The sequence below is a fragment of the Emticicia fontis genome (assembly GCF_054779675.1).
The window spans coordinates 244,445-265,066 of sequence record NZ_BAAGXU010000001.1 but is presented as its reverse complement, the minus strand read 5'-3'; the positions used below and the strand labels follow the sequence as shown (position 1 = coordinate 265,066).

The 20,622-nt window shown below is 38.3% G+C and carries 19 protein-coding genes; 7 read left to right on the top strand and 12 right to left on the bottom strand.

Annotation, left to right across the window (positions count from 1 at the left end):
• The first annotated feature begins 41 nt into the window (after positions 1–41).
• Positions 42–743 carry a hypothetical protein gene (locus ACYVFA_RS01115; protein WP_460469940.1) on the top strand — a complete coding sequence of 234 codons (702 nt, stop codon included), beginning with the start codon at positions 42–44 and terminating at the stop codon, positions 741–743.
• Here ACYVFA_RS01115 and gltX read toward each other — a convergent pair.
• From gltX to ACYVFA_RS01095, 4 genes are all read right to left on the bottom strand, one after another.
• Positions 735–2,240: a glutamate--tRNA ligase gene (gene gltX / locus ACYVFA_RS01110; RefSeq protein ID WP_460469939.1), complete on the bottom strand. Its 1,506-nt coding sequence runs from the start codon at positions 2,238–2,240 to the stop codon at positions 735–737. The two genes, ACYVFA_RS01115 and gltX, sit on opposite strands and share 9 nt — an antisense overlap.
• A gap of 140 nt (positions 2,241–2,380) precedes the next feature.
• Positions 2,381–2,896: a DUF2480 family protein gene (locus tag ACYVFA_RS01105; protein ID WP_460469938.1), complete on the bottom strand. Its 516-nt coding sequence runs from the start codon at positions 2,894–2,896 to the stop codon at positions 2,381–2,383.
• 93 nt (positions 2,897–2,989) lie between these two features.
• Positions 2,990–3,925, bottom strand: coding sequence for a hypothetical protein (locus ACYVFA_RS01100; protein ID WP_460469937.1), 936 nt, complete (start codon positions 3,923–3,925; stop codon positions 2,990–2,992).
• Between the two features lie 12 nt (positions 3,926–3,937).
• Positions 3,938–4,264, bottom strand: a complete 327-nt coding sequence (locus ACYVFA_RS01095; RefSeq protein WP_460469936.1) for a nucleotide pyrophosphohydrolase — start codon at positions 4,262–4,264, stop codon at positions 3,938–3,940.
• A gap of 285 nt (positions 4,265–4,549) precedes the next feature.
• Between ACYVFA_RS01095 and ACYVFA_RS01090 the strand changes: the two genes are divergently transcribed.
• On the top strand, positions 4,550–5,593 hold the full coding sequence (locus ACYVFA_RS01090) for a M28 family peptidase (protein ID WP_460469935.1): 1,044 nt from the start codon (positions 4,550–4,552) through the stop codon (positions 5,591–5,593).
• 50 nt (positions 5,594–5,643) lie between these two features.
• Here ACYVFA_RS01090 and ACYVFA_RS01085 read toward each other — a convergent pair whose 3' ends face one another.
• From ACYVFA_RS01085 to ribD, 4 genes are all read right to left on the bottom strand, one after another.
• A complete protein-coding gene (locus tag ACYVFA_RS01085; RefSeq protein WP_460469934.1) occupies positions 5,644–7,311 on the bottom strand; it encodes a S41 family peptidase in 1,668 nt (555 codons plus the stop codon).
• A 178-nt stretch (positions 7,312–7,489) separates the two neighbouring features.
• Entirely contained in the window at positions 7,490–8,611 is a 1,122-nt protein-coding gene (locus ACYVFA_RS01080; RefSeq protein WP_460469933.1) for an acyltransferase family protein, read from the bottom strand.
• A gap of 180 nt (positions 8,612–8,791) precedes the next feature.
• The gene (gene proC / locus ACYVFA_RS01075; RefSeq protein WP_460469932.1) at positions 8,792–9,592 is read right to left on the bottom strand and encodes a pyrroline-5-carboxylate reductase family protein; all 801 of its coding nucleotides are present in this window, start codon (positions 9,590–9,592) and stop codon (positions 8,792–8,794) included.
• A 266-nt stretch (positions 9,593–9,858) separates the two neighbouring features.
• Entirely contained in the window at positions 9,859–10,875 is a 1,017-nt protein-coding gene (ribD, locus tag ACYVFA_RS01070; RefSeq protein WP_460469931.1) for a bifunctional diaminohydroxyphosphoribosylaminopyrimidine deaminase/5-amino-6-(5-phosphoribosylamino)uracil reductase RibD, read from the bottom strand.
• 61 nt (positions 10,876–10,936) lie between these two features.
• Between ribD and prmC the strand changes: the two genes are divergently transcribed.
• The 4 genes from prmC to ACYVFA_RS01050 all read left to right on the top strand — a co-directional run bounded on the left by prmC (position 10,937) and on the right by ACYVFA_RS01050 (position 13,568).
• Positions 10,937–11,833 (top strand): peptide chain release factor N(5)-glutamine methyltransferase, encoded by an 897-nt coding sequence (prmC, locus tag ACYVFA_RS01065; RefSeq protein WP_460469930.1) that lies wholly within the window; start codon positions 10,937–10,939, stop codon positions 11,831–11,833.
• Between the two features lie 144 nt (positions 11,834–11,977).
• The gene (locus tag ACYVFA_RS01060; protein WP_460469929.1) at positions 11,978–12,949 is read left to right on the top strand and encodes an AAA family ATPase; all 972 of its coding nucleotides are present in this window, start codon (positions 11,978–11,980) and stop codon (positions 12,947–12,949) included.
• A 17-nt stretch (positions 12,950–12,966) separates the two neighbouring features.
• Entirely contained in the window at positions 12,967–13,407 is a 441-nt protein-coding gene (locus tag ACYVFA_RS01055; RefSeq protein ID WP_460469928.1) for a DUF6934 family protein, read from the top strand.
• Between the two features lie 2 nt (positions 13,408–13,409).
• On the top strand, positions 13,410–13,568 hold the full coding sequence (locus ACYVFA_RS01050) for a hypothetical protein (RefSeq protein ID WP_460469927.1): 159 nt from the start codon (positions 13,410–13,412) through the stop codon (positions 13,566–13,568).
• Positions 13,569–13,579: 11 nt separating this feature from the next.
• Here ACYVFA_RS01050 and ACYVFA_RS01045 read toward each other — a convergent pair whose 3' ends face one another.
• The 4 genes from ACYVFA_RS01045 to ACYVFA_RS01030 all read right to left on the bottom strand — a co-directional run bounded on the left by ACYVFA_RS01045 (position 13,580) and on the right by ACYVFA_RS01030 (position 18,621).
• Positions 13,580–15,103: a zinc-binding dehydrogenase gene (locus ACYVFA_RS01045; protein WP_460469926.1), complete on the bottom strand. Its 1,524-nt coding sequence runs from the start codon at positions 15,101–15,103 to the stop codon at positions 13,580–13,582.
• A 63-nt stretch (positions 15,104–15,166) separates the two neighbouring features.
• Positions 15,167–15,517: a hypothetical protein gene (locus tag ACYVFA_RS01040; protein WP_460469925.1), complete on the bottom strand. Its 351-nt coding sequence runs from the start codon at positions 15,515–15,517 to the stop codon at positions 15,167–15,169.
• A gap of 49 nt (positions 15,518–15,566) precedes the next feature.
• Positions 15,567–16,250 (bottom strand): 3-keto-disaccharide hydrolase, encoded by a 684-nt coding sequence (locus ACYVFA_RS01035; RefSeq protein WP_460469924.1) that lies wholly within the window; start codon positions 16,248–16,250, stop codon positions 15,567–15,569.
• A gap of 229 nt (positions 16,251–16,479) precedes the next feature.
• Complete coding sequence (locus tag ACYVFA_RS01030; RefSeq protein WP_460469923.1) at positions 16,480–18,621, bottom strand: S9 family peptidase; 2,142 nt, start codon at positions 18,619–18,621, stop codon at positions 16,480–16,482.
• Between the two features lie 301 nt (positions 18,622–18,922).
• On the opposite strand from ACYVFA_RS01030, the gene ACYVFA_RS01025 reads away from it, so the two are divergent.
• Positions 18,923–20,437 (top strand): choice-of-anchor I family protein, encoded by a 1,515-nt coding sequence (locus tag ACYVFA_RS01025; RefSeq protein WP_460469922.1) that lies wholly within the window; start codon positions 18,923–18,925, stop codon positions 20,435–20,437.
• Positions 20,438–20,622: the final 185 nt, after the last annotated feature.

The following is a 20,622-nucleotide window of genomic DNA, read 5'->3' as shown; positions in this document are numbered from 1 at the left end:
ACTGTTATTTTTTGTTGTGTAAATATAACTTACTACCTATTATGATTAAAATTGTTCTTATATCGGCCCTGTTCTTGTTAGAGATGGTGCTTTTTTACAAATTTAACCGAATTATTGCTTATCCCGCCAGAGCTTTAGTATATTCTTCTATCATCTATTGGTATTATACCGAAAGAAAGCGCGATAATGCGTTAAATTTAACAGATAAACTTTTTATCTGGTCATGTATATTACCGATATTTTCGCCTCTGGCTGATTATATCTGGCCTTCTGTTCCGACTAAAATACTCGAAATCATCCTTCTGATGGCGAGTAATCAACTAATTGCGTCTATCTGGATAGAAGAAGGCGCAAAAATTAATTTTTCTGTTAATCAAAAGAATACTTTTATCAAAGTATTAGTTCCTTACATTATACTTCCGGTATTATTTTTCTGTTTTGTAGTATTGCCTACCAATCAGGTTATCCCGATAGTGTTGTTTACTTTTTACTTATTGCAGATGATGTACATTACTACCTTATCGGCTTTTGTTCCGTTTCCTGAGAAGAGTAAATTGTATGTGTCTTTGGCGATGGGGATACTTGTATTATCGAGCGGAGCAAATTTCTTAAGAATCTGTGTATCGCCGTATGAATACGATTTTGCTGTGGTGAGATTCACGGCGGTAGCTTTTCGTGTGTTTCTGGCTATGAGTTTATTGCATAGAGAAACACACGAAGTAGAGTCACCTTATTTACGCTAATACGTCTGTTGCTTTTTCTATTCTTCTGATTACCTCTTCTTTACCCAGAATCTCTAAGGTAAGCATCAAATCAGGGCCTTTCCCTACGCCTGTTATCGACAAGCGGAAAGCCTGCATGACCTTACCCGGTTTTAGGCCGGCGGCTTCCAATGCCGGGAAGATAGTATCATGAATAGACTGAGCCACAAAGCTATCATCGCTCATGCCTTGTATCGCTTCTTTAATGGCTCTCATGGCCTTGCGGGCATCATCATTCCATTTGCTTTTCACGATTTCTTCGTCGTAAGTAGCAGGAGCTTCAAAAATGAAAGGCACTTCTGTTACAATTTCCTGCGGGAAAGTAACGCGGTCTTTCATCAGACGAACCAGTTTAGGCGCAATATCAGCAGAAGCCGAAGCCGGAAGCTCAAGCAAAGCCGCCAGTTCTTCCTCTGATTTTTCCTTCAGATAATGTTGATTGTACCACTTGGCTTTATCAACCATGAATCTGGCACCTGATTTATGTATCTTATCTAAGCTGAATGATTCAACCAGTTCACTCATAGAGAAAATCTCCTGCTCTGTACCCGGATTCCATCCTAAAAAGGCAAGGAAGTTGACCAGAGCTTCAGGAAAATACCCGTCTTCGCGGAAACCTCTGGCCTGCTCTCCTGTGAATGGGTCTGTCCATTTTAATGGAAATACAGGGAAATTACCCAATAAACCATCACGTTTGTTTAGTTTACCATTACCTTCCGGTTTTAAAAGGAGTGGTAAGTGTGCAAACTCAGGTGCTTTCCAGCCAAATGCTCTATAAAGCAATACGTGCAACGGCGCCGATGGCAACCACTCTTCTCCACGGATTACGTGTGTAATACCCATCAAATGATCATCCACGATATTCGCTAAATGATACGTAGGCATCCCATCTGATTTCAATAGTACTTTATCATCAATGGTTGATGAATGAACTACTACCCAGTCACGGATAATATCTTTGAAACGGATTTCTTCTTTTAAAGGTACTTTCAGACGAATTACGTGCGGATCTCCGTTGGCAATTCTGGCATCTACTTCTTCTTTCGATAGTGTCAGAGAGTTTTTCATCTGCATTCTCGTAACCGCGTTGTAAGACGGATTATCAATCTTAGCATCTTCCAGGCGTTTACGCATTTCTTCCAACTCTTCGGCTGTATCAAAAGCAATATAGGCTTTGCCTTCCTGTAATAACTGATCAGAATATCTGCGATAGATTTCTTTACGTTCAGACTGACGGTAAGAAGACTCAGGGCCTCCAACGCCTTGTCCTTCATCTATTTTAATTCCTATCCAGTTCAGGGCTTCTAAAATATACTCTTCTGCTCCGGGTACAAAGCGGTTCTGGTCTGTGTCTTCTACACGAAGCAACATCTTTCCGCCCATTTTCTGAGCAAATAAATAATTATACAAAGCCGTACGAACCCCTCCAATATGAAGCGGGCCTGTTGGACTCGGAGCAAATCTTACACGAACAGACATAATTGTTACGGACGATTTTCTAAATCGTCAAAATTTAAAATACTGGTCTTGATGACCCTGAATGAAAACGGGGCGCAATTTACGAAAAAATTGTAGGCTGATTGGCTATTCTCTGAAAATTAGCAAATCCTTTAAATAGTTTATGCTTTCGGCTTCTTATACAAAGGCACAGTACTGCAAGGCTCACCAAACATAATGCTTTGAGCAAAAGGTTTTAAACGGCGAGTGATTTCAACATAAGCCGAAGTGGGTACTGCCACTTTACTGCATCCTTTTACTACCACTTTGGCACCTATATACTCTTTAAAATCAATAGTATTAATGGCATCATCGTAAAGCTTTGTGTCCAGATCTTCGAGTGTACCATAAACAACCATATTTGCATAAGGTTCTAAATGTATTGCCAAAAGCATGTATGCCCATGTAGGAATGATTGCTTCTTCGGTGCAGGTAATGGCTATATTTTTATTGGTATAATAAGACCAATCATGTGTTTTCAGAAACTCACGGAAATCTTTTTCACGCAAAATCAAGCCCATAAAGAGGTTGTCTTTTATATCGTATACCACACGGTCACCTTTATGATAAAAATCCTCTAAGTCAAGCGTAACCAGGCCACTTTTGCTTACGCGGTTTATGATTAGTTCTTCTTCCATTAGTTTAAAATAAAAAAGTACCATTATAAGCTCAAATGCTTCAAATGGCACAGATTCTTACAAAATAAATCTTGTAGTAAAATAACACTTTCTTTACTCAGAAAGTTTGCTTTCGGTATTATCTGATAGATCGTTCAGGTCATTCGCTACAAACGCAGGAGTAGTAGCCAATGGAACAGGTTTTAAGGTTATGTATTCAAATGCCCCGCTAAACATCCACATTTTCATAAATACTCTTCCGAAAACAAAAGCCTGTTGCACAATAAACATCACAAAAATCTTGAATGCTGTGTTCATTCCGATAGCAGACTCAAGAAACAGATAAACCAGCACCAAGATAACTGCTACAGCAATGATAGCCCAATAGATACGCATGGTTTTGAAATTCTGGAATATATAATTGGTCGCTTTCCAGAAACTCACCCAGACACTCAGAGAGAAATTTTTGAATAGAATGACTTTCGCATAATTACCAATATTCAATACGATAGTAAATAAAAAGCCTGAAATCAGAAAAGAGGGAGCAAGCCATGCCATTTGCACAGGCTCGGTACTATCTAGAGAGGCAATTAATGAAACGCCTAAAAAGATAAACGATACCATACACACGCCTAAAAGTGCCACCAGTTCGATCAGAAATACCAATAAGAATTTACCGAAATAATGCGCTGAATTTTTCAGAAATTCTTTAAGCCTGAAAGTGAAAGTACCTCTTAAAGCAAATTGAGACAGAATACCACCGGCAAAAAATATATTTAATACCAGATAAAGCAAAGACAAAACAAAGCCTAGTAGCCAGAAAGGTGGCAATTTCTTGCCGCTTTTGCTCAGAAAATCAATGATTACGGTTAAATCAAAACCGCCGATAAGTTTATTAAATTCTAAAGAGCCCTGGGCTTCTGATTGCAGCAAGTTATAAAGGGGAACAGCTAAGATTAATCCAAGACCCAAATTAACGATAAAAACTGTCAGAACCATTTTCCAGTTGCGGGCAGTTCGGTTAAATGCCTGGGAGAGTATCGTAAACATATTACATATTGGTTAGGTTAGTTTTGTGTTGTTTTGGTGACGCAATTTATCTCTTTTTGTCTTCTTTTCAAGGTTTTTTCGAAGCGCGTCTGTCAAATCTATATTCGTTTGGTTAGCCAGGCATATTAATACAAAAAGAACATCGGCCATTTCATCGCCCAGATCTTTATCTTTATCCGATTCTTTTTCTGATTGTTCGCCATATCTGCGGGCCATGATACGGGCTACTTCTCCTACTTCCTCCATCAACATTGCCATATTGGTGAGCTCGTTAAAATACCGCACGCCGATGGTCTTGATCCAGTTATCTACTTCTGCTTGTGCTTCTGCAATAGTCATGTCGAATGGTTTTTTGAGGTGCAAAATTAAGGCAAAAAAAGTGCTTCCCGAAATAGATTCTACACCATAGCGTTAATTTATAAGCAAAAACCAAAATAGCACTTTGAAGATAAATACAAACGATTTGTAATCAACGGCTTATAAAGGTATTTTTAAAACGATTCTGAGTCAAATTAATTTTCTCTTAATCGCTGAATTTAAAATGAATACCTTTGTAAGCGATTAGTGGTTTCATATTTTTCAGGTCATACTCTAAAATTTCTATTTTAAAATTTAATGATTCAAATGAACTTGTTTAAAAAACAGACAATTCAAAATAACCGATTCCCCTATGCTGGGATAGTAATTTTATTACTATCGCTTACCACTCTTGTTGGTTGTAAACAAAAGCCAAGCGCGGCTGAGAATGAAGCTGAACAGATAAAACTGGCAAGTGCACCAACCTTTAATGCCGATTCGGCTTATGCTTTTGTGGATAAGCAGGTACAATTCGGCCCTCGTGTACCGAATACCTCAGCGCACTTGAAAGGAGGAGACTGGATGGTAAAGAAATTGAAAGAATATGGTTTCGAGGTAACAGAACAGAATTTTAAACCTGTTACGTTTAATGGCAAGGTTTTAAGCGCCCGTAATATCATTGGAAGTTTTAATCCAACAGCCACCAAGCGTATTTTATTAGCCGCTCACTGGGACTCCCGCCCGTTTGCCGATAAAGATTCAGTAAAAAAAGAACAGGCAATTGATGCCGCTAATGATGGCGCGAGTGGGGTAGGGGTATTGTTGGAAGTAGCCCGCACGATTCATACAGCCCAACAAAAACTGAATATAGGCGTTGATATTATCTTGTTTGATGCAGAAGACTGGGGAGAAAAAGATGATATGCAACCGGATCAGAAAAAAGTCTTTTGGTGCCTCGGCTCTCAGTACTGGGCTAATAATCTGCATAAACCTAATTATTCAGCCTATTTCGGAATTCTGCTGGATATGGTAGGAGCAAAGGGAGCAACTTTCCCGAAAGAAGGGCAATCTGTTCAGTTTGCCGGTAATATTACCAATCAGATATGGGATATTGCCGAGCGTTTAGGATATAGTCAATACTTTTTAAAACAAGAAGGCGGCGGCATTACCGACGACCATGTATTTGTGAATACAGTAGCGAAAATACCGATGGTAGATATTCTGCATCAGGAATTAAACAGTAACCGCACTTTTGGGGCCTATCATCATACGCATGGTGATAATATGAGTATCATTGATAAAAATACATTGAAAGCCGTTGGGCAAACGGTTTTACAGGTATTGTATCAGGAAGATAACGGAAATCTATAAAACGAAACAGGGAGCCACGGCTCCCTGTTTCGTTCATTTTTATCTTAATCTTACAATTTCTTTTCTTTCTCCAATTTCTCAGCTTTCGCAAAGCTTTTCATTGCTGTTTCAATCATTGGGTCGTCGTGGTATACAATCTGATAATATTCATTATTCAGACCATTTTTTACGCTACGGTGCCAGATATGACGGGCAATAGCCGCTTTTAACTGAGATTTGATGAATTCTTTAGAATCTGCAAATTCTTTCGCCGAATAAGTTACTCCTGTATTGGTTAGTATTTTATTCATGTCGCCAAGCATCGCATCACTCACATTGAATCCTTTCAGATAACTGTCAAATGATTGTTTGGTCAGGCTTTTGCTATTATCGTTGGCATAACTCATGGCATATTCACGAATGATATTTCTGCCATACAATTCCATCAGATATTTCGTAATATGGCTTGTATCACGCGGTACAAAAATATCAGGAGTTACACCGCCACCGCCGTAAACTGTTCTCCCACCAACCGTTTTGAAACGCATCTTAGGGTTATTTTTGATACTATCCGCAATGAAATACTCACCCGATTTCCCTCTATCATCTAATTCATGCTCATAGTTTTCCAGATGCCCCTTTACATAAGGTTTCTGAATACTTCTACCACTTGGAATATAATAACGTGAGATAGTCAAACGTAACTCCGAACCATCAGACAATTGAATTGGTTGTTGCACCAAACCTTTACCAAATGTTCTACGACCAACTATCAAGGCTCGGTCATAATCCTGCAAAGAACCAGATACAATCTCAGATGCCGAAGCACTTCCTTCGTCAACCAATACTACCACAGCACCTTTTTCGAACATCCCATTAATGTGTGCATTGGTTTTGCGGTTGTTACGGGCATCTTTGCCATCGGTATATACAATTACACCCTGGCCTGCTACCAGTTCATCTACAATATCTGTTGCTCTGTCCATATATCCGCCCGGATTCCCACGTAAATCCAAAAGCAATTGCTTCATGCCTTGTTTTTGCAAGTCGGCCATGTGCTCTTTGAACTCGTCGTAAGTAGTTTCCGTAAAACGATTAATTTTCAGATAACCTGTCTTTTTATCGTTCATCAAATAAGCAGCATCTATTGAATATTGAGGGATTTTATCACGCGTAACTGAGAATTTCAATAGTTCTTTAAAACCCTTACGTTTGATTTCCAGTTTGGCTATTGACCCACGTTTACCTCTCAGATTGGCAAAAATATTCGTGCTACTGGCTTCTTTGCCAGTCAGATTATTATCGTTAGCTTTGATAATGGCATCACCACTCTGGATACCTACGGCCTCAGACGGCCCTCCGGCTAATGGCGTTACTACATATACCGTATCATTGAATACGTTAAACTCAATACCGATACCATCGAAACCACTTTCCAGTTGCGAGCGGGCCAGTTCGGCATCTTGTGGGGGGAAATAATAGGTATGCGGGTCTAATTTTTCAAGCATTTTTGTGATTGAATAATCGACCAGACTATCGGTGTTCACGCTATCGACATAACTTCTGTTAATATAGGTCAGAATCTCCCGAAATTTACTTGAGCTACGAGACACATCACCCGCCGGACGACGACCTCCAAAAAATGTTGCACCTATCAGAATACCCAGAGCGAGGGTTGTACCCACAATGATAGGTGTCCGTACAGTGGCTTTACTATTCTGTATTTTGTTTTCTTCCACTTTAAAACACTTTGTTTTAGAATTGATATCTGTTTGTAAGATAAATATACTGACTTTATCAATGAATTGTTTTAAATCTTACATTAAAATGCGAATTTCCGGTTTAATCGGATTCCCACTAATAACAGAAAATGCGTCGAATAAATTTTGTTGATGTGAATTTTTAACAGGCTATCAGTCAAATTACTCTCTTCACTAAAGGAATTTTACGAATTAGCCCAACAAGTATGTAGGAAAATAAAACACTTAAAATGCAGGCAATAATATATTTAATAGTTGGCCTAAGCGTTAAAGATTCCAGAATAATAGTAACACCAACTACAACAGCAGAATGGAAAATATAAACGCCATATCTATTGTCTCTTAGCCCTGTTAAAACAAAATTTGTGAAGTTGAGTTTCTTCTTAAATAGATAAAGGCAAAAGCCAGAGAAACCAATACACAAAAAGGTTTGGGCAAATGAAAGAGAAACTGATTCCCATGTAATGCCCGAAACAAATTTATCAACTTTAGAAGGATACTTTGAAAGAAGATTAATAATGACGCAAAAGTAAATGGCGGCAATAAGTGAGAGGGGAAACCATATTATTGCCACTTTTCTGGAAATCTCATCAAGCCAATTCTTTCTATAAACTAATAATCCGATTGCATACATGAAAATATAAGGAGTGATATTGGAAAACTCTATGCCTATAAAGTTCTGTCCAAGTGGAAAAAACTGCCTCACAATGAGTAAAAGACCACCGCATAGAAGAATAAACATCAATATATTTACATGTGTGGGGGTATTATCTGATATATATTTTGAAATAGAAAAATGAGGTTTTATAAATTTCCAATAGCAAACATATACTAATTCAAAAATTAATAACACCAGAATAAACCATGCATGAGAAGTATACGGTTTTGTGTTTTGCAGTAATACATAATTAAACCATGATAGTTGAGTTGACTTATTATGGATTTCAATATAATATAAAATACTTGGGGCAAAAACAATCATTACAAATAACAAGGGTATCACCAGCCGGAATAATCTTGCTATGATAAATTTTGATACCCCTTTTTTCTCTAACGAAGGAATTGTTAAAAAAGCAGAAATGAAAAAGAAAAGGCTCATTGAAAATGATGCCTCGATTCCAGTTAATGCCGAAAGGAAAATTTGAATTGTGCTGCTTAGCTTTTCAGAGGTAACATAGCACCAGCCGCCCATTGTTCCATAACCAATACTAACATGATGGAGTACAACCAGAACGGATAAGAATATCATAAGATTATCTAAATAATGAAGTCGCTTCATTTGCTACATCTGATTTTATATTGAACCTGTTTAGCCTTTTTGTTTTATGCGGACGCCATCCCGACGAGAGAGGATGAACGGTTCGCTGCGATCGAAAAAATGCACCCGTAGCGGCGGCCGCTTGTCTAGCAAAAAAAGCGGACACCGCGTGGATGACTTCGCAGGTCGTTAAAGATGGCGTCACTTAGATAATTCCTTCGCTCTTCTTTCAGCAGCCAGAATACCGTTGATTAAACCTTCCGGTAGTTGACTTTCTTCAAACGTTTTCAGGGCGGCTTCGGTAGTACCTCCTTTAGATGCTACGGCTTTAATCAAATCATCCAGACTTTTTTCGGCATTGTTAATCAGGTGATAAGAGCCTAACATGGTTTGTTTAACCAACAGGCTTGCCATCCCCTCATCAAAGCCCATCTGTTTACCAGCTTCTATCATGTGTTTGACGAGATAATAGAAATAGGCCGGGCCACTACCGCTCAATGCCGTAACGGCATCAATCATGCTTTCGTCTTCCAAATATACCGAGCGACCTGTGGCATTAATCAGGTTTTCAACTTTGCGTAATTTAGTGGCATCCACTTCAGGGGCAGCCGTAAAGCCCGTAATGCCCATGCCCAACATAGCAGGCGTATTCGGCATGGCTCTTACGACTAATTTATGATCTAGCATCTCCTGTATTTTGCTCATAGGAATACCCGCCATAATAGATAATACTACTTGTTGCGGTTGGATAACGGCTCCCAACTCTTCTTTCAGAGAACCAAAATCCTGTGGTTTTACTGATAGGATAATCAGTTCATAGTCGGCAATCTGCGCGTTAATGGTGCTCACAACTACGCCTTCTTTGGCGCTTTTCAATGTTTCGCTGCGCTCCTGACTTTTTTCAATTAATAATAGGTCTTCTTTTCTTACTAAATCATACTGCAAAAACGAACGGGCAAAGGCCATTCCCATATTTCCGCAGCCTATAATGGCAATTTTCATGAATCAACAATCTCCTTACCCTTTATCGGAGTATTTTTTGGTGAAAGATAGATTACCTCTATAGGGTAGAAAGGTAATTTTACAAAATTAAGAAACTGTTTGAGTTAAATTTTATGAATCAAAATGAATTATTTTTTATAAAGACAAGATAACAAAACCGGAGTTTAGCAATGCTAAATGAGGATTTTGGTAGCGCAGTATTTGCAAAAAATAACCGCGGCGGCGGACCGCCATTTTGAACAAAATAAGATTAACTCAAACAGTTTCTAAAGATGTTTATAAATAATTAGCTCATCGCCCGACAAGTTTTGTTTTTCTATTATCTCAACATTTTTAGGCATAGTGGGTGCAGCAATGCCTTTATACAATTGATTCGGGCTACGAAAGACCCTGATTTCATCAAAGAGATTGGCATCTATAAAACTCTTCAAAAGCGTAGTACCGCCCTCTACATAAACTGACTGGATTTTTCGCTGATACAGTTCCTGCAATACATTTTCAATAAATGCCTCCCCAAATGCTATTTTGATATAGGTATTCTTGTCTTCTGATTTATCCGCCTGCTCATTAAAAATCCAGGTATCTTGTGTATTATCAAATAAGTTTAATGATTGTTCCAATTGTAGTCTTTTATCAAGCACTATCCTTACAGGATTTTTAGTGCCCTGCCATTCTCTGGCATTGAGTTTTGGGTTATCGTATCGGGCCGTATTCGTACCAACCATAATCGCGTCTTCTTCACTACGCCATTTATGAGCCAGTTTATGCGAAAGCGCATTACTGATTTTTACAGGGTCATAGTTTTCGCCTGCTATAAAACCATCGGCAGTTTCCGCCCATTTCAGAATAATATAGGGGCGCTGTTTTTCTACATAGGTAAAGAAGCGGGCATTTAGGGCTCTTCCTTTTTCTGCTAATAATCCTTGTTCTACTTCAATACCTGCTGCGCGTAATTTGGCAATGCCTTTCCCGGCTACTAATGGGTTTGGGTCATCATTGCAGATGATTACTTTTTTTACCTGATGTTTCACCAATAAATCGGCACAAGGAGGGGTTTTACCAAAATGTGAACAAGGCTCAAGCGTTACATAGACGGTTGATTGTGTTAATTTTGATGGGTCTTGTACTGAATTTACGGCATTCACTTCAGCATGCCAGCTACCATATTTCTGGTGCCAGCCTTCGCCTATTATCTCATGGTTATGCACAATTACACAGCCTACCATTGGGTTAGGACTAACCTGTCCTCTACCTATTTCGGCCAGTTGTAGTGCCCTTAACATATATTTTTCTTCCATTCTAGATTTCTTGCGTTAATTTTGCGGCAAATTACCAATGTATATTTTGAAAGAGATCATCGCCAGCAAACAACTCTTCGACGAATTGCTACACCAAATTACGGTGTATGAAACACAGGAAGCAAAAGAAATTGTATTCTGGTTGCTGGAACATGAACTGGGCCTGAAAAAAATAGATATTCTGAGTAATCGCCCCATCAATTCCTCAAAAAACATCGACTGGGGTTCAATAATTAAACGGCTAAACAATCATGAACCCATTCAATACATTTTAGGAGAAACAAATTTCTATGGCAGAAGATTTCTGATAGATGATTCAGTGTTGATTCCGAGACCCGAAACAGAAGAACTGGTAGAGTATGTTTGTCAGTGGGAAAGGAAAACACAGAGAGTCGGAGTTGAAAAAAAAGTAGTGGATATTGGGACGGGCAGCGGATGTATTGCTATATCATTGGCAAAAGAATTAAGCAAAGCTCAGGTCAGGGCATATGATGTTTCAGATAAAGCTTTGGTAACGGCACAAAAAAATGCAACTCTGAACCAAGCAACTAATGTGGTTTTTGAAAAGGTAGATATATTGCAATACTTATCGGACGAAGCAAAAACCAACCTTCGTTTTGATATAATCGTGAGTAATCCGCCTTATGTGACTAAGCAAGAGGCAACCCAGATGCGAAATAATGTGCTGGATTTTGAACCACACTTAGCGCTTTTTGTGGAGGATAATGACCCATTGATTTTTTATATAGCTATTGCCCGTTTTGCGTCACAGACATTAAATGAGGAAGGCTTAATAGTAGTTGAAATCAATGAAAGTCTGGGGCAGGAAACGGCAGAGGTGTTTATAAAGGAAGGTTTTTCGGAAGTAGAAATTATCAAGGATTTGCATCAGAAAAATAGATTTGTGAAAGCGACGTTAAGTAAAAAGATGAAAAAGGATTAAGTGTTTTTAATGGATTTTCCTATCTTCACACTTTTTACAATATAATGGGTCAGTTTTTTTGATTTTGGCAGATTCTACTCCTCTGAAATCAAGGTGTTTTATATTTATTAATCCAACGATTTTGCTTTAATCTTATACTAACTAATGGAAGGTTCGAGAATTTTACATAAAAAAATAAGAGAGGTTTTTTCAGAAACAAGTAAAGTAGTGATAGGGCAGGAGCGATTAATTAATCGTTTGCTGATAGGGCTTTTTACAGGTGGTCATATTTTGCTTGAAGGTGTTCCGGGACTTGCTAAAACAAAAACAATCAATACTCTTGCCAAGGTATTAGACCTGGGCTTTAACCGCATTCAATTTACTCCAGACCTTTTGCCTTCTGATTTGGTCGGAACGATGATATATAACCAGAAATCAGGTGATTTTGAGGTAAAGAAAGGACCAATATTTTCTAATCTGATTCTGGCCGATGAAGTAAACCGTGCCCCTGCCAAAGTGCAATCGGCCTTATTGGAAGCCATGGCGGAGAAACAGGTAACGATTGGTGATGAAACGCACCAACTTGACCGCCCGTTTCTGGTAATGGCCACCCAAAACCCGGTAGAACAAGAAGGAACTTATCCGTTACCCGAAGCTCAGGTTGATCGTTTTATGATGAAGGTTTTTGTAGATTATCTCGACAAAAATTCTGAGCTGGAGATGGTTCGCAAAATGGCAAATCTGAACTTTAATTATGTGCCGAAACCAATATTAGACAAAGAGGAGATATCAGCAGTTAAGCAGGAAATTAATAGAATTACGATTTCCGAAATGCTGGAAAGATACATTATTGAGCTGGTATTTTCTACCCGTCGTCCGGCTGAATATGGTTTGAAAGATGAAGCCCGTTACATTCAGTTTGGTGTTTCTCCGCGTGCAGGGTTGTCTCTATACAATGCCGCTAAAGCCTTAGCCTATTTTGACGAAAGAGATTATGTATTGCCCGAAGACATTAAAGCCCTGGTGCATGATGTATTTAACCATAGAATTATCTTAAACTACGAAGCAGAAGCTGATGGTATAACTACCCGTCAGGTGATTGATACTTTGTTGAAGAGAGTGGCGATTGGGCGATGATTTAATATTAGACTGGAATGACTAATAACATTTACCAAACTACTGTCTCTTCTCATTTCTTGGCCTATGATTTCTTAAGCGAAGGCTCTAAAGGAAAAATACTTAAGGGTGTCCGTTATATACAAACTGATATTTCAAATGTCTGGAATTTAGGTTTCGGAGACATAAACCCAATTACGGGAGAAATAGATGATACTGTTATATCTGATAATGGCGATAGGGATAAAGTTTTAGCGACAGTAGCGCATACTTGTATTAAATTTTCGGAACATTTTCCTGAAGCTTTAATTGTTGTTATAGGGAGTACTGCTGCCAGAACAAGGTTATATCAGATGGGAATAAATAGCAACTTTGATGAAATTTCTGAACTATTTGTAATATGGGGATTGTTCAATGAGAGTTGGGAGTTATTCGAAAAAAATAAAAATTACACAGCATTTTTAGCAAAAAGAAAGTAACTATGAAAACCATAGAAAAAAATATTAAGAGCTTAGCTTCAAGTAAATTAGTTAGTAAGTCTACTGCTAAAAGACAAAACCAACCATTTCTTGAGCAAAAATTAGAAGAGGTTAATCAGTTGCTTAAAAAGGTTGGCTTGCCTAAGGAATTAGAAAAATAACGCTATTTTTCCTACTCATAAATCACACTCAACAACTCTGCAGCACAAGCAGGTTTCTCAGAGCCTTCTAGTTCAAAAACAGCATCAATTATCAGTTTTACTCCATTGGGCTGCATATCTTCTACTTCTTTTAAAACCGCTTTCATGCGCACTCTGCTGCCAGATGGCACAGGAGAAATAAAACGAACTTTATTAGTGCCATAGTTTAATCCCATTTTGGCTGATTCTACCTTAAACATTTCATACATAAACTTGGGTGAAAGCGATAAGGAAAGAAAGCCGTGAGCAATGGTTTTGCCAAAAGGAGAAAGCTGTTTCGCCATTTCTTCATTCACATGAATCCATTGGTCGTCGAAAGTCGCTTTGGCAAAATCGTTAATCATTTCCTGTGAGAGTGTCTGCCAACTTGATATACCGAGTTCTTTGCCTTTGAAAGCTTTGAGTTCGGCAATATTTTTAAAGAGAATCATATTGCCTTCTTTCTTGATTTCGGCAGGTTTTTCTTCTTTTGCTCTTACCTCTTCTTTAGGCGCTTCATAAGGTGGCATCTTTACGTCAGCCGACATCACTACTACGGCTTTCCCAACAACCTTTCTATTCATCAAATCAGCTATAGCTTCAGCAGCCTCTTCCAATGGGTATAATTTGTGGATATGCGGACGAAGTTTGCCTTTCATAAAGTATCCTGCCAACTCCTGAATATTCTGAAAGTTCTTTGCTGATTCTTTTTCAGCAAATTGTCCCCAGAAAACTCCCACAATAGAACAACCTTTTAGTAAAGCCAGATTCAAAGGAATTTTAGGAATTTCACCTGCGGCAAAACCTACTACTAAGTATCGACCCTTCCAGGCGATAGAACGCAAGGCCGGTTCAGCATATTTATCTCCCACGGCATCATAAATGACATCTACTCCCTTGTTTTCGGTGAATGTTTTGATTTGTTCTCTTAAATCTTCCCTGCTATAATTAATAGTATAATCTGCTCCTTTTTCTTTGCAAACGGCTAACTTTTCATCACTTGATGCCGCGGCTATTACTTTGGCTCCCATCATTTTACCCAGTTCAACCGCTGCTAATCCAACCCCTCCGGCAGCACCTAAAACCAATAGCGTTTCGCCTGCTTTTAACTCGGCTCTATCTTTCAAAGCATGGTAAGAAGTGCCATAATTATACATAACCGACGCCGCTGTAACAAAATCCATTGAAGGCAACATCGGAAAAACCCGACGGGCATCTACTAATACCTCTTCTGCCATGCCTCCCCAACCTGTCATCGCAAAAACCTTATCACCCACTTTTACGTGTTTGACACCTTCACCTACTTCTTTTACCACACCCGAAACCTCACCACCCGGAGAGAAAGGCAGAGCTGGTTTAAACTGATATAGGTTTTGGATAATCAACGTATCAGGAAAATTGGCGCTACAAGCTTTGATGGTAATAACCAGTTTGCCTGCTTCTGCCTTTAACGGCTCTAATTCTTCTAAAACTAAGGTATCTGGTTTGCCAAATTCTTTACACAAAAGGGCTTTCATAGATGGTTTTGTTTGATGGTGGGTATTTCTAATGTTTTTATGGTTTAGTACTAACTTGTATTTTTAAAATTCAATAGTAAAAATATTCTTATCTAAATCAATATTCGAGAATATCAAAAAGTTAAGATTGCTGTTATCTTCTTTAATTTCAATTCTAATAGATAAGATATATTCAAAATCTACTTTTTTTAAACATTTTACTAATTCTTGTAATTGTGGGTATAAATCTTTTTTCTTTTCTTTTGCAACTCTACTTCTAATAGTATAAATACCAATAGTATTTTCTAAAGTCAATTTCACATTAGTTATTATCTCAATTTTACTCTCATCAAATAAAATTTGTTTGCCCTGTTTTTGGGAAAAAATCGGAAAAAGATTAGCCACCTGATGGGAATTTTCAAGCTTCGGAATCATAATATTTTTTATTATTAACTTTCATCTCTTTCCAGTCATTCATATCCAACTAATTCGATAATTGCGTAATTGGCGTAAAATCTACTCTACGAAATTCTACTTCTGAGCTTTCGGCTTGTAAAGCAATTTGCCCTTTGCGTACAGTACAATTAAACCCATGATTAACTAAATCGCCATTGACCCATACTTTTATCTGATCACCCAGGCATTCTACACGCATAGTATTCCATTCACCCACAGGCTTTTCAGAATTATCGGTCAGATTCACGATTCTGCGTTCTTTACCGTCTACAGAACCCCAGTTCTTTTTAGGCCCTCTTCTTTTCTCCATATCAGGTACGCTGATGTCTTCACCAATACACCAGAAATCTCCTGCATTTTTATGCATTAATTGCGCTTCAATAGATTTTGGAAACATGGCATACAATACTCTTGGCGTAGAGGCATGCAAAATAACCCCACAGTTACCGGGCTTGGCCGCAAAACGATATTCCACTTCCAGGCGATAGTTTTCATAAACCGAATCCGTAATGATATGTCCTTGTGGGTCTGCCAGACTTACTAATAGACCATTACGTATAATAAACGGATTTTTACCATTAGGATTATTATCTAATGCAGGCACATCAATATGCCAGCCATCAAAGTTTTTAAAGTTGAACAGGCTTCGAGTTTGGGCATTGATTGTAAGTGAGGAGACTATTAAGGCTGCAATAAAAAGGACTTTTTTCATAAATTGATAGGTTTTATATTGGATTGAATTTATTGAGACTTTAAACCACGGAGTGTCACTAAGTTTTGCACTGAGTTTCACGGAGTTTTATATAGTACTTAGTGCAACTCTGTGCAAAACTCAGTGTTACTCCGTGGTAAAAGTAAACCATGTTTAATAGCCTTACGTACATAAAAATAGCCAATAGCTTTTTAAAAGTACTATTGGCTACATAATTTTTTATTTCGACTTATTTTAAAAGACCTTCAGGAACTGGTTTTTCTAGTAAATATTTGTAGATGAATTTGGTTTTCAGGTTATCAAAATGAAGACCTTTATTACCTCCCCAACCATGTCTGCCACCCGGATAGAGCATAAACTCAAAATCCTTTTTCTGATCTTCCAGTTTGTTGATTAACTGAATACTGTTTTGCATATGTACATTGTCGTCCATCGTACCATGCACAATTTGCAACATACCTTTGTATTTATCAACGTGTGTCATGACACTACTACTTTTGTATCCTTCCGGGTTTTCATTTGGCGAATCCATAAAGCGTTCTACATAGGCACTATCGTATAAACTCCAGTCGGTTACACTTCCACCGGCCATGCCGTGTGTGAACACATCTGCCCCATAAGTAAGCGCATAACAACTCATATAACCTCCATAACTAAAGCCCGTAATACAGATTTTGGTTGGGTCAGCTATACCTTTCTCAATCAATGATTTTACTAGAGTGATATAATCTTTCATTTCCCAATAACCCAGATTGCGGTGCATATAGGCTACACCTTCTTTACCAAAGTGCCCACTCGCGCGGTGGTCAAGTGATACCTGTATTAAACCTTCTTGTGAATACCATTGGCTGCGAGGTGTCCACGACCATTGGTCAAATACCGTTCCTGCATCAGGGCCTCCATAGATGCTGATTAATACCGGATATTTTTTGCCCGGCATCATATTCTGAGGATAGGTGATGGTCATAGGCAAATCAAATAAGCCATCATCACTTTTTACTCTCAATAACTCCGATTTGGCTACATTATAAGTATCCATTTCAGCGCCTTTTACTGTGCCTAAATCTTTAATGATTTTTCCGGTATTATCTACTACTGCCATTTGGGTAGGAGTAGTGATATTAGAGTAAGTAGTGATAAAATATTTGAAATCAGGCGATAATTGAATCTGACGGTGATTAAAATCGCCGAAAGTCAAGCGTTTCATATTCTTGCCATCAAAACCTACCCGATAAAAATCATAACGGGCCGAGTTTTCAAGACCTCTCGCATGGAAATACACTACTCTGTTTTTCTGGTCGATACCTTCAACAGATTTGATAGTGAATTTCCCGTTTGTAATATTGTTAATCAATTTACCATCCAAGCCATATAAATACAATTGTTTCCAACCGCTTTTATCACTCAGGATAATCATTTCTTTATTACCATCAAGCAAAGTCAAACGGTTATCTGCATCATCAATATCAATCCATGCTTTTTGTGTTTCGGCATAAACTTCTTTTTTGCTTCCGTTACTTGGTGATACATTATACATTTTCAGATTATCGTTTCCACGGTTAATCCATTGAACCATTAATCCACTGCCATCTAACAACCACTCAGGCCAGCCAAAATATTGTTCATCTTTCTCATTGAAATCAGCCCAGGTAACTTTTCCACCCTCCGGCGATACAAAACCTATTTTTGCTTCCGGGTTCGGGTCGCCGCTTTTCGGGTAGCGGGTTTCTTCTATAAAGCCGTGTTGTCCTTCACTATTATATAAAGGAAACATCTGAATTTTGCTTTCATCAAAACGCATAAAGGCCAGTTTCTTACTATCAGGGCTCCACCAGAAAGCTCTGAAACGAGTCGGACGGCCAAAGATTTCCTCCCAATATACCCAAGTTGCATAGCCGTTGAGGGTAGTTTTAGTACCATCGGTTGTATGCTGTATTTCTTTATTGGTTTTCAGGTTGAAAGTATAGAGGTTATTGTCTTTAGTATAGGCAATAAAATTACTATCTGGTGAGAAAGTCGGGTTTTTCTCTTCTGCTTTATCGTTCGTTAATTGTTTTTCTCCGTTGGTATCTTTCAGGAAAATATCACCATTCTTTATCGAGACTGATTTTTTTGGTTGAGGTATTTTTGACGAAATCTGCGCTGTTCCTTCTGTCATTTTACCATTAGTCAGGTCTAAGACAAAATTCTTGGTCTCGCCGCTTCTTTGTACTACCGACAACTTATCACCATCAGCCCATTGTACGAGCGGTAGAGTTTGTTGGAAATTCTGTGGCGGACGACCTGCTTTTAATTCTTTTTCATTAAAATCTTTTTTCTGAGCAAAGACACCAGCATGAGTGAGGAGTAAAAGTGCTAAGACTTTTTTCATGGTTTATGAAGTGTTTAGTTTAAAATGATTATAGGTTTCTGATACGCTTATAGATAATTGACGCTTAAAAATAGGTAATTTTTATGTCATCTGCATGAGGTGAAGCCAATAATCGGTTAATCATAGATAAGTATCGCAAAAAAGTAGATGCTTCTGAGCAGAATCAAGATACCATAAATATTTATTACTGAGGGAGCGCCCAAAAATACCTCTCATTTATTATTTCTTTATTTTTCCTTAACACCAGGATAATTTTCGAACTCTACTTTTGCGCCCTAAACTACGGACATTAAAGACTTTTATGAAAAAAAACATTTTATTAGCTTGCGCTATAGCTATTGCTGTAGTAGCATGTAACAAAGAAGAAGTACCTGCACTGGAATTTACAGTAAATGAAGATGTATCTTCTTACAAAGAAATCTCTACTATCGACTTAGGAGATTTAGGAGCTGCAGAAATCACTACTTATGATGCACAAACCAAAAGATTATTCGCAGTAAACAATGGTACTACTAACAAAATCGACGTAATTGATTTTGCTAATCCTGCCAGTATCTCGTTGATTCACTCAATCAGCATGGCTCCTTATGGTGGTTATGTAAACAGTGTATCGGCCTTTGAAGGCAAAGTAGCTGCTGCTATTGAATCTAAAGACAAACAAGCCGCTGGAAAAGTAGTTGTATTTAATGCCGCTACTTATGCCGAAGAAAAAGTGATTACCGTAGGTGCTTTGCCTGATATGGTTACCTATAGTCCGGATGGTAAATATATCCTGAGTGCCAACGAAGGTGAGCCTAATGCCAGTTATACCAATGATCCTGAGGGTTCAATCTCCATTATTGACGTAGCTAATAATTATGCGGTGAAAACAGTTAATTTCTCTGCTTTTGCGAGTCAGTTGGCTGATTTGACTTCTAAAGGATTCAGAATTTTTGGGCCTGGTAAAGATTTTGTAAAAGATATTGAGCCTGAGTATATTACGGTTTCTGACGATTCAAAAACTGCGTGGGTAACACTACAAGAAAACAATGCCATCGCAGAAATTAATATCGCTGCCGGAATTATCACAAAAATAGCTCCACTTGGCTTTAAAGATTATAATGCTGCCGGAAACCTGATTGACATCAGCGATAGAGATAATGCCGTAGGCAATTTTGCCAACTGGAAAGTATTTGGTACGTATATGCCTGATGCGATTGCTTCTATGAAACATAACGGTATCACTTACTTATTTACAGCCAACGAAGGTGATGCCCGCGAATATGATGCTTTTGCAGAAGTAAAACGCGTAAAAGACTTGAAATTAGACGCAACTGCTTTCCCTAATGCCGCGGCACTTCAGGGAGATACACAAATGGGACGTTTGAACGTGACCAATACTTTGGGTGATACAGATGGTGACGGTGACTATGATGCCCTTTACAGCTTTGGTGCAAGATCTTTCTCTGTATGGAATGCACAAACCGGTCAACAAGTATATGACAGCAAAAATGAACTGGATGTGAAAATCAAAGAAGCTGGTTTCTATGATGATACCAGAAGTGATGATAAATCAGTTGAACCAGAGGCAGTTGCTATTGGTAGAGTAGGTAGCAAAATGATTGCTTATGTTGGCATGGAAAGAGTAGATGCCGTAGCGATTTATGATGTAACTAACCCGGCTGCGCCGGTATGTGTAAAAGTAATACCTACGGGTGATGCACCAGAAGGTGTATTGTTTATTCCTTCGTCAAAAAGCCCTATCCAACAAAGTTTGATTGTGGTAAGTAGCGAAAACGACGGTGTAGTAAAAGTATATAAGGCAAATAAATTGTAATATATATCTGTTTGGAGAATTTTGAAAAAGGTGCTTGATTAAGCACCTTTTTTTATGCCAGTTTTATAATTTATCGAGTCGGCTGCTTTATCTTGCCAAGTATCTGATTCATCATCAAGCAAAATGTCTACATAAATTAAAGAATTTTAATCATAAAATATGGTAAATGGGATTTTATATTTACG

Coding starts and splice junctions, on each gene's coding strand:
- proC (WP_460469932.1), bottom strand. CDS start 9,592: ATGAAAATTGCCATTATAGGCTGCGGAAATATGGGAATGGCCTTTGCC.
- ACYVFA_RS01030 (WP_460469923.1), bottom strand. CDS start 18,621: ATGAAAAAAGTCTTAGCACTTTTACTCCTCACTCATGCTGGTGTCTTT.
- ACYVFA_RS01115 (WP_460469940.1), top strand. CDS start 42: ATGATTAAAATTGTTCTTATATCGGCCCTGTTCTTGTTAGAGATGGTG.
- ACYVFA_RS01040 (WP_460469925.1), bottom strand. CDS start 15,517: ATGATTCCGAAGCTTGAAAATTCCCATCAGGTGGCTAATCTTTTTCCG.
- ACYVFA_RS01055 (WP_460469928.1), top strand. CDS start 12,967: ATGACTAATAACATTTACCAAACTACTGTCTCTTCTCATTTCTTGGCC.
- ACYVFA_RS01060 (WP_460469929.1), top strand. CDS start 11,978: ATGGAAGGTTCGAGAATTTTACATAAAAAAATAAGAGAGGTTTTTTCA.
- ACYVFA_RS01095 (WP_460469936.1), bottom strand. CDS start 4,264: ATGACTATTGCAGAAGCACAAGCAGAAGTAGATAACTGGATCAAGACC.
- ribD (WP_460469931.1), bottom strand. CDS start 10,875: ATGTTAAGGGCACTACAACTGGCCGAAATAGGTAGAGGACAGGTTAGT.
- ACYVFA_RS01025 (WP_460469922.1), top strand. CDS start 18,923: ATGAAAAAAAACATTTTATTAGCTTGCGCTATAGCTATTGCTGTAGTA.
- ACYVFA_RS01105 (WP_460469938.1), bottom strand. CDS start 2,896: ATGGAAGAAGAACTAATCATAAACCGCGTAAGCAAAAGTGGCCTGGTT.
- ACYVFA_RS01100 (WP_460469937.1), bottom strand. CDS start 3,925: ATGTTTACGATACTCTCCCAGGCATTTAACCGAACTGCCCGCAACTGG.
- ACYVFA_RS01090 (WP_460469935.1), top strand. CDS start 4,550: ATGAACTTGTTTAAAAAACAGACAATTCAAAATAACCGATTCCCCTAT.
- ACYVFA_RS01050 (WP_460469927.1), top strand. CDS start 13,410: ATGAAAACCATAGAAAAAAATATTAAGAGCTTAGCTTCAAGTAAATTA.
- gltX (WP_460469939.1), bottom strand. CDS start 2,240: ATGTCTGTTCGTGTAAGATTTGCTCCGAGTCCAACAGGCCCGCTTCAT.
- ACYVFA_RS01045 (WP_460469926.1), bottom strand. CDS start 15,103: ATGAAAGCCCTTTTGTGTAAAGAATTTGGCAAACCAGATACCTTAGTT.
- ACYVFA_RS01035 (WP_460469924.1), bottom strand. CDS start 16,250: ATGAAAAAAGTCCTTTTTATTGCAGCCTTAATAGTCTCCTCACTTACA.
- ACYVFA_RS01080 (WP_460469933.1), bottom strand. CDS start 8,611: ATGAAGCGACTTCATTATTTAGATAATCTTATGATATTCTTATCCGTT.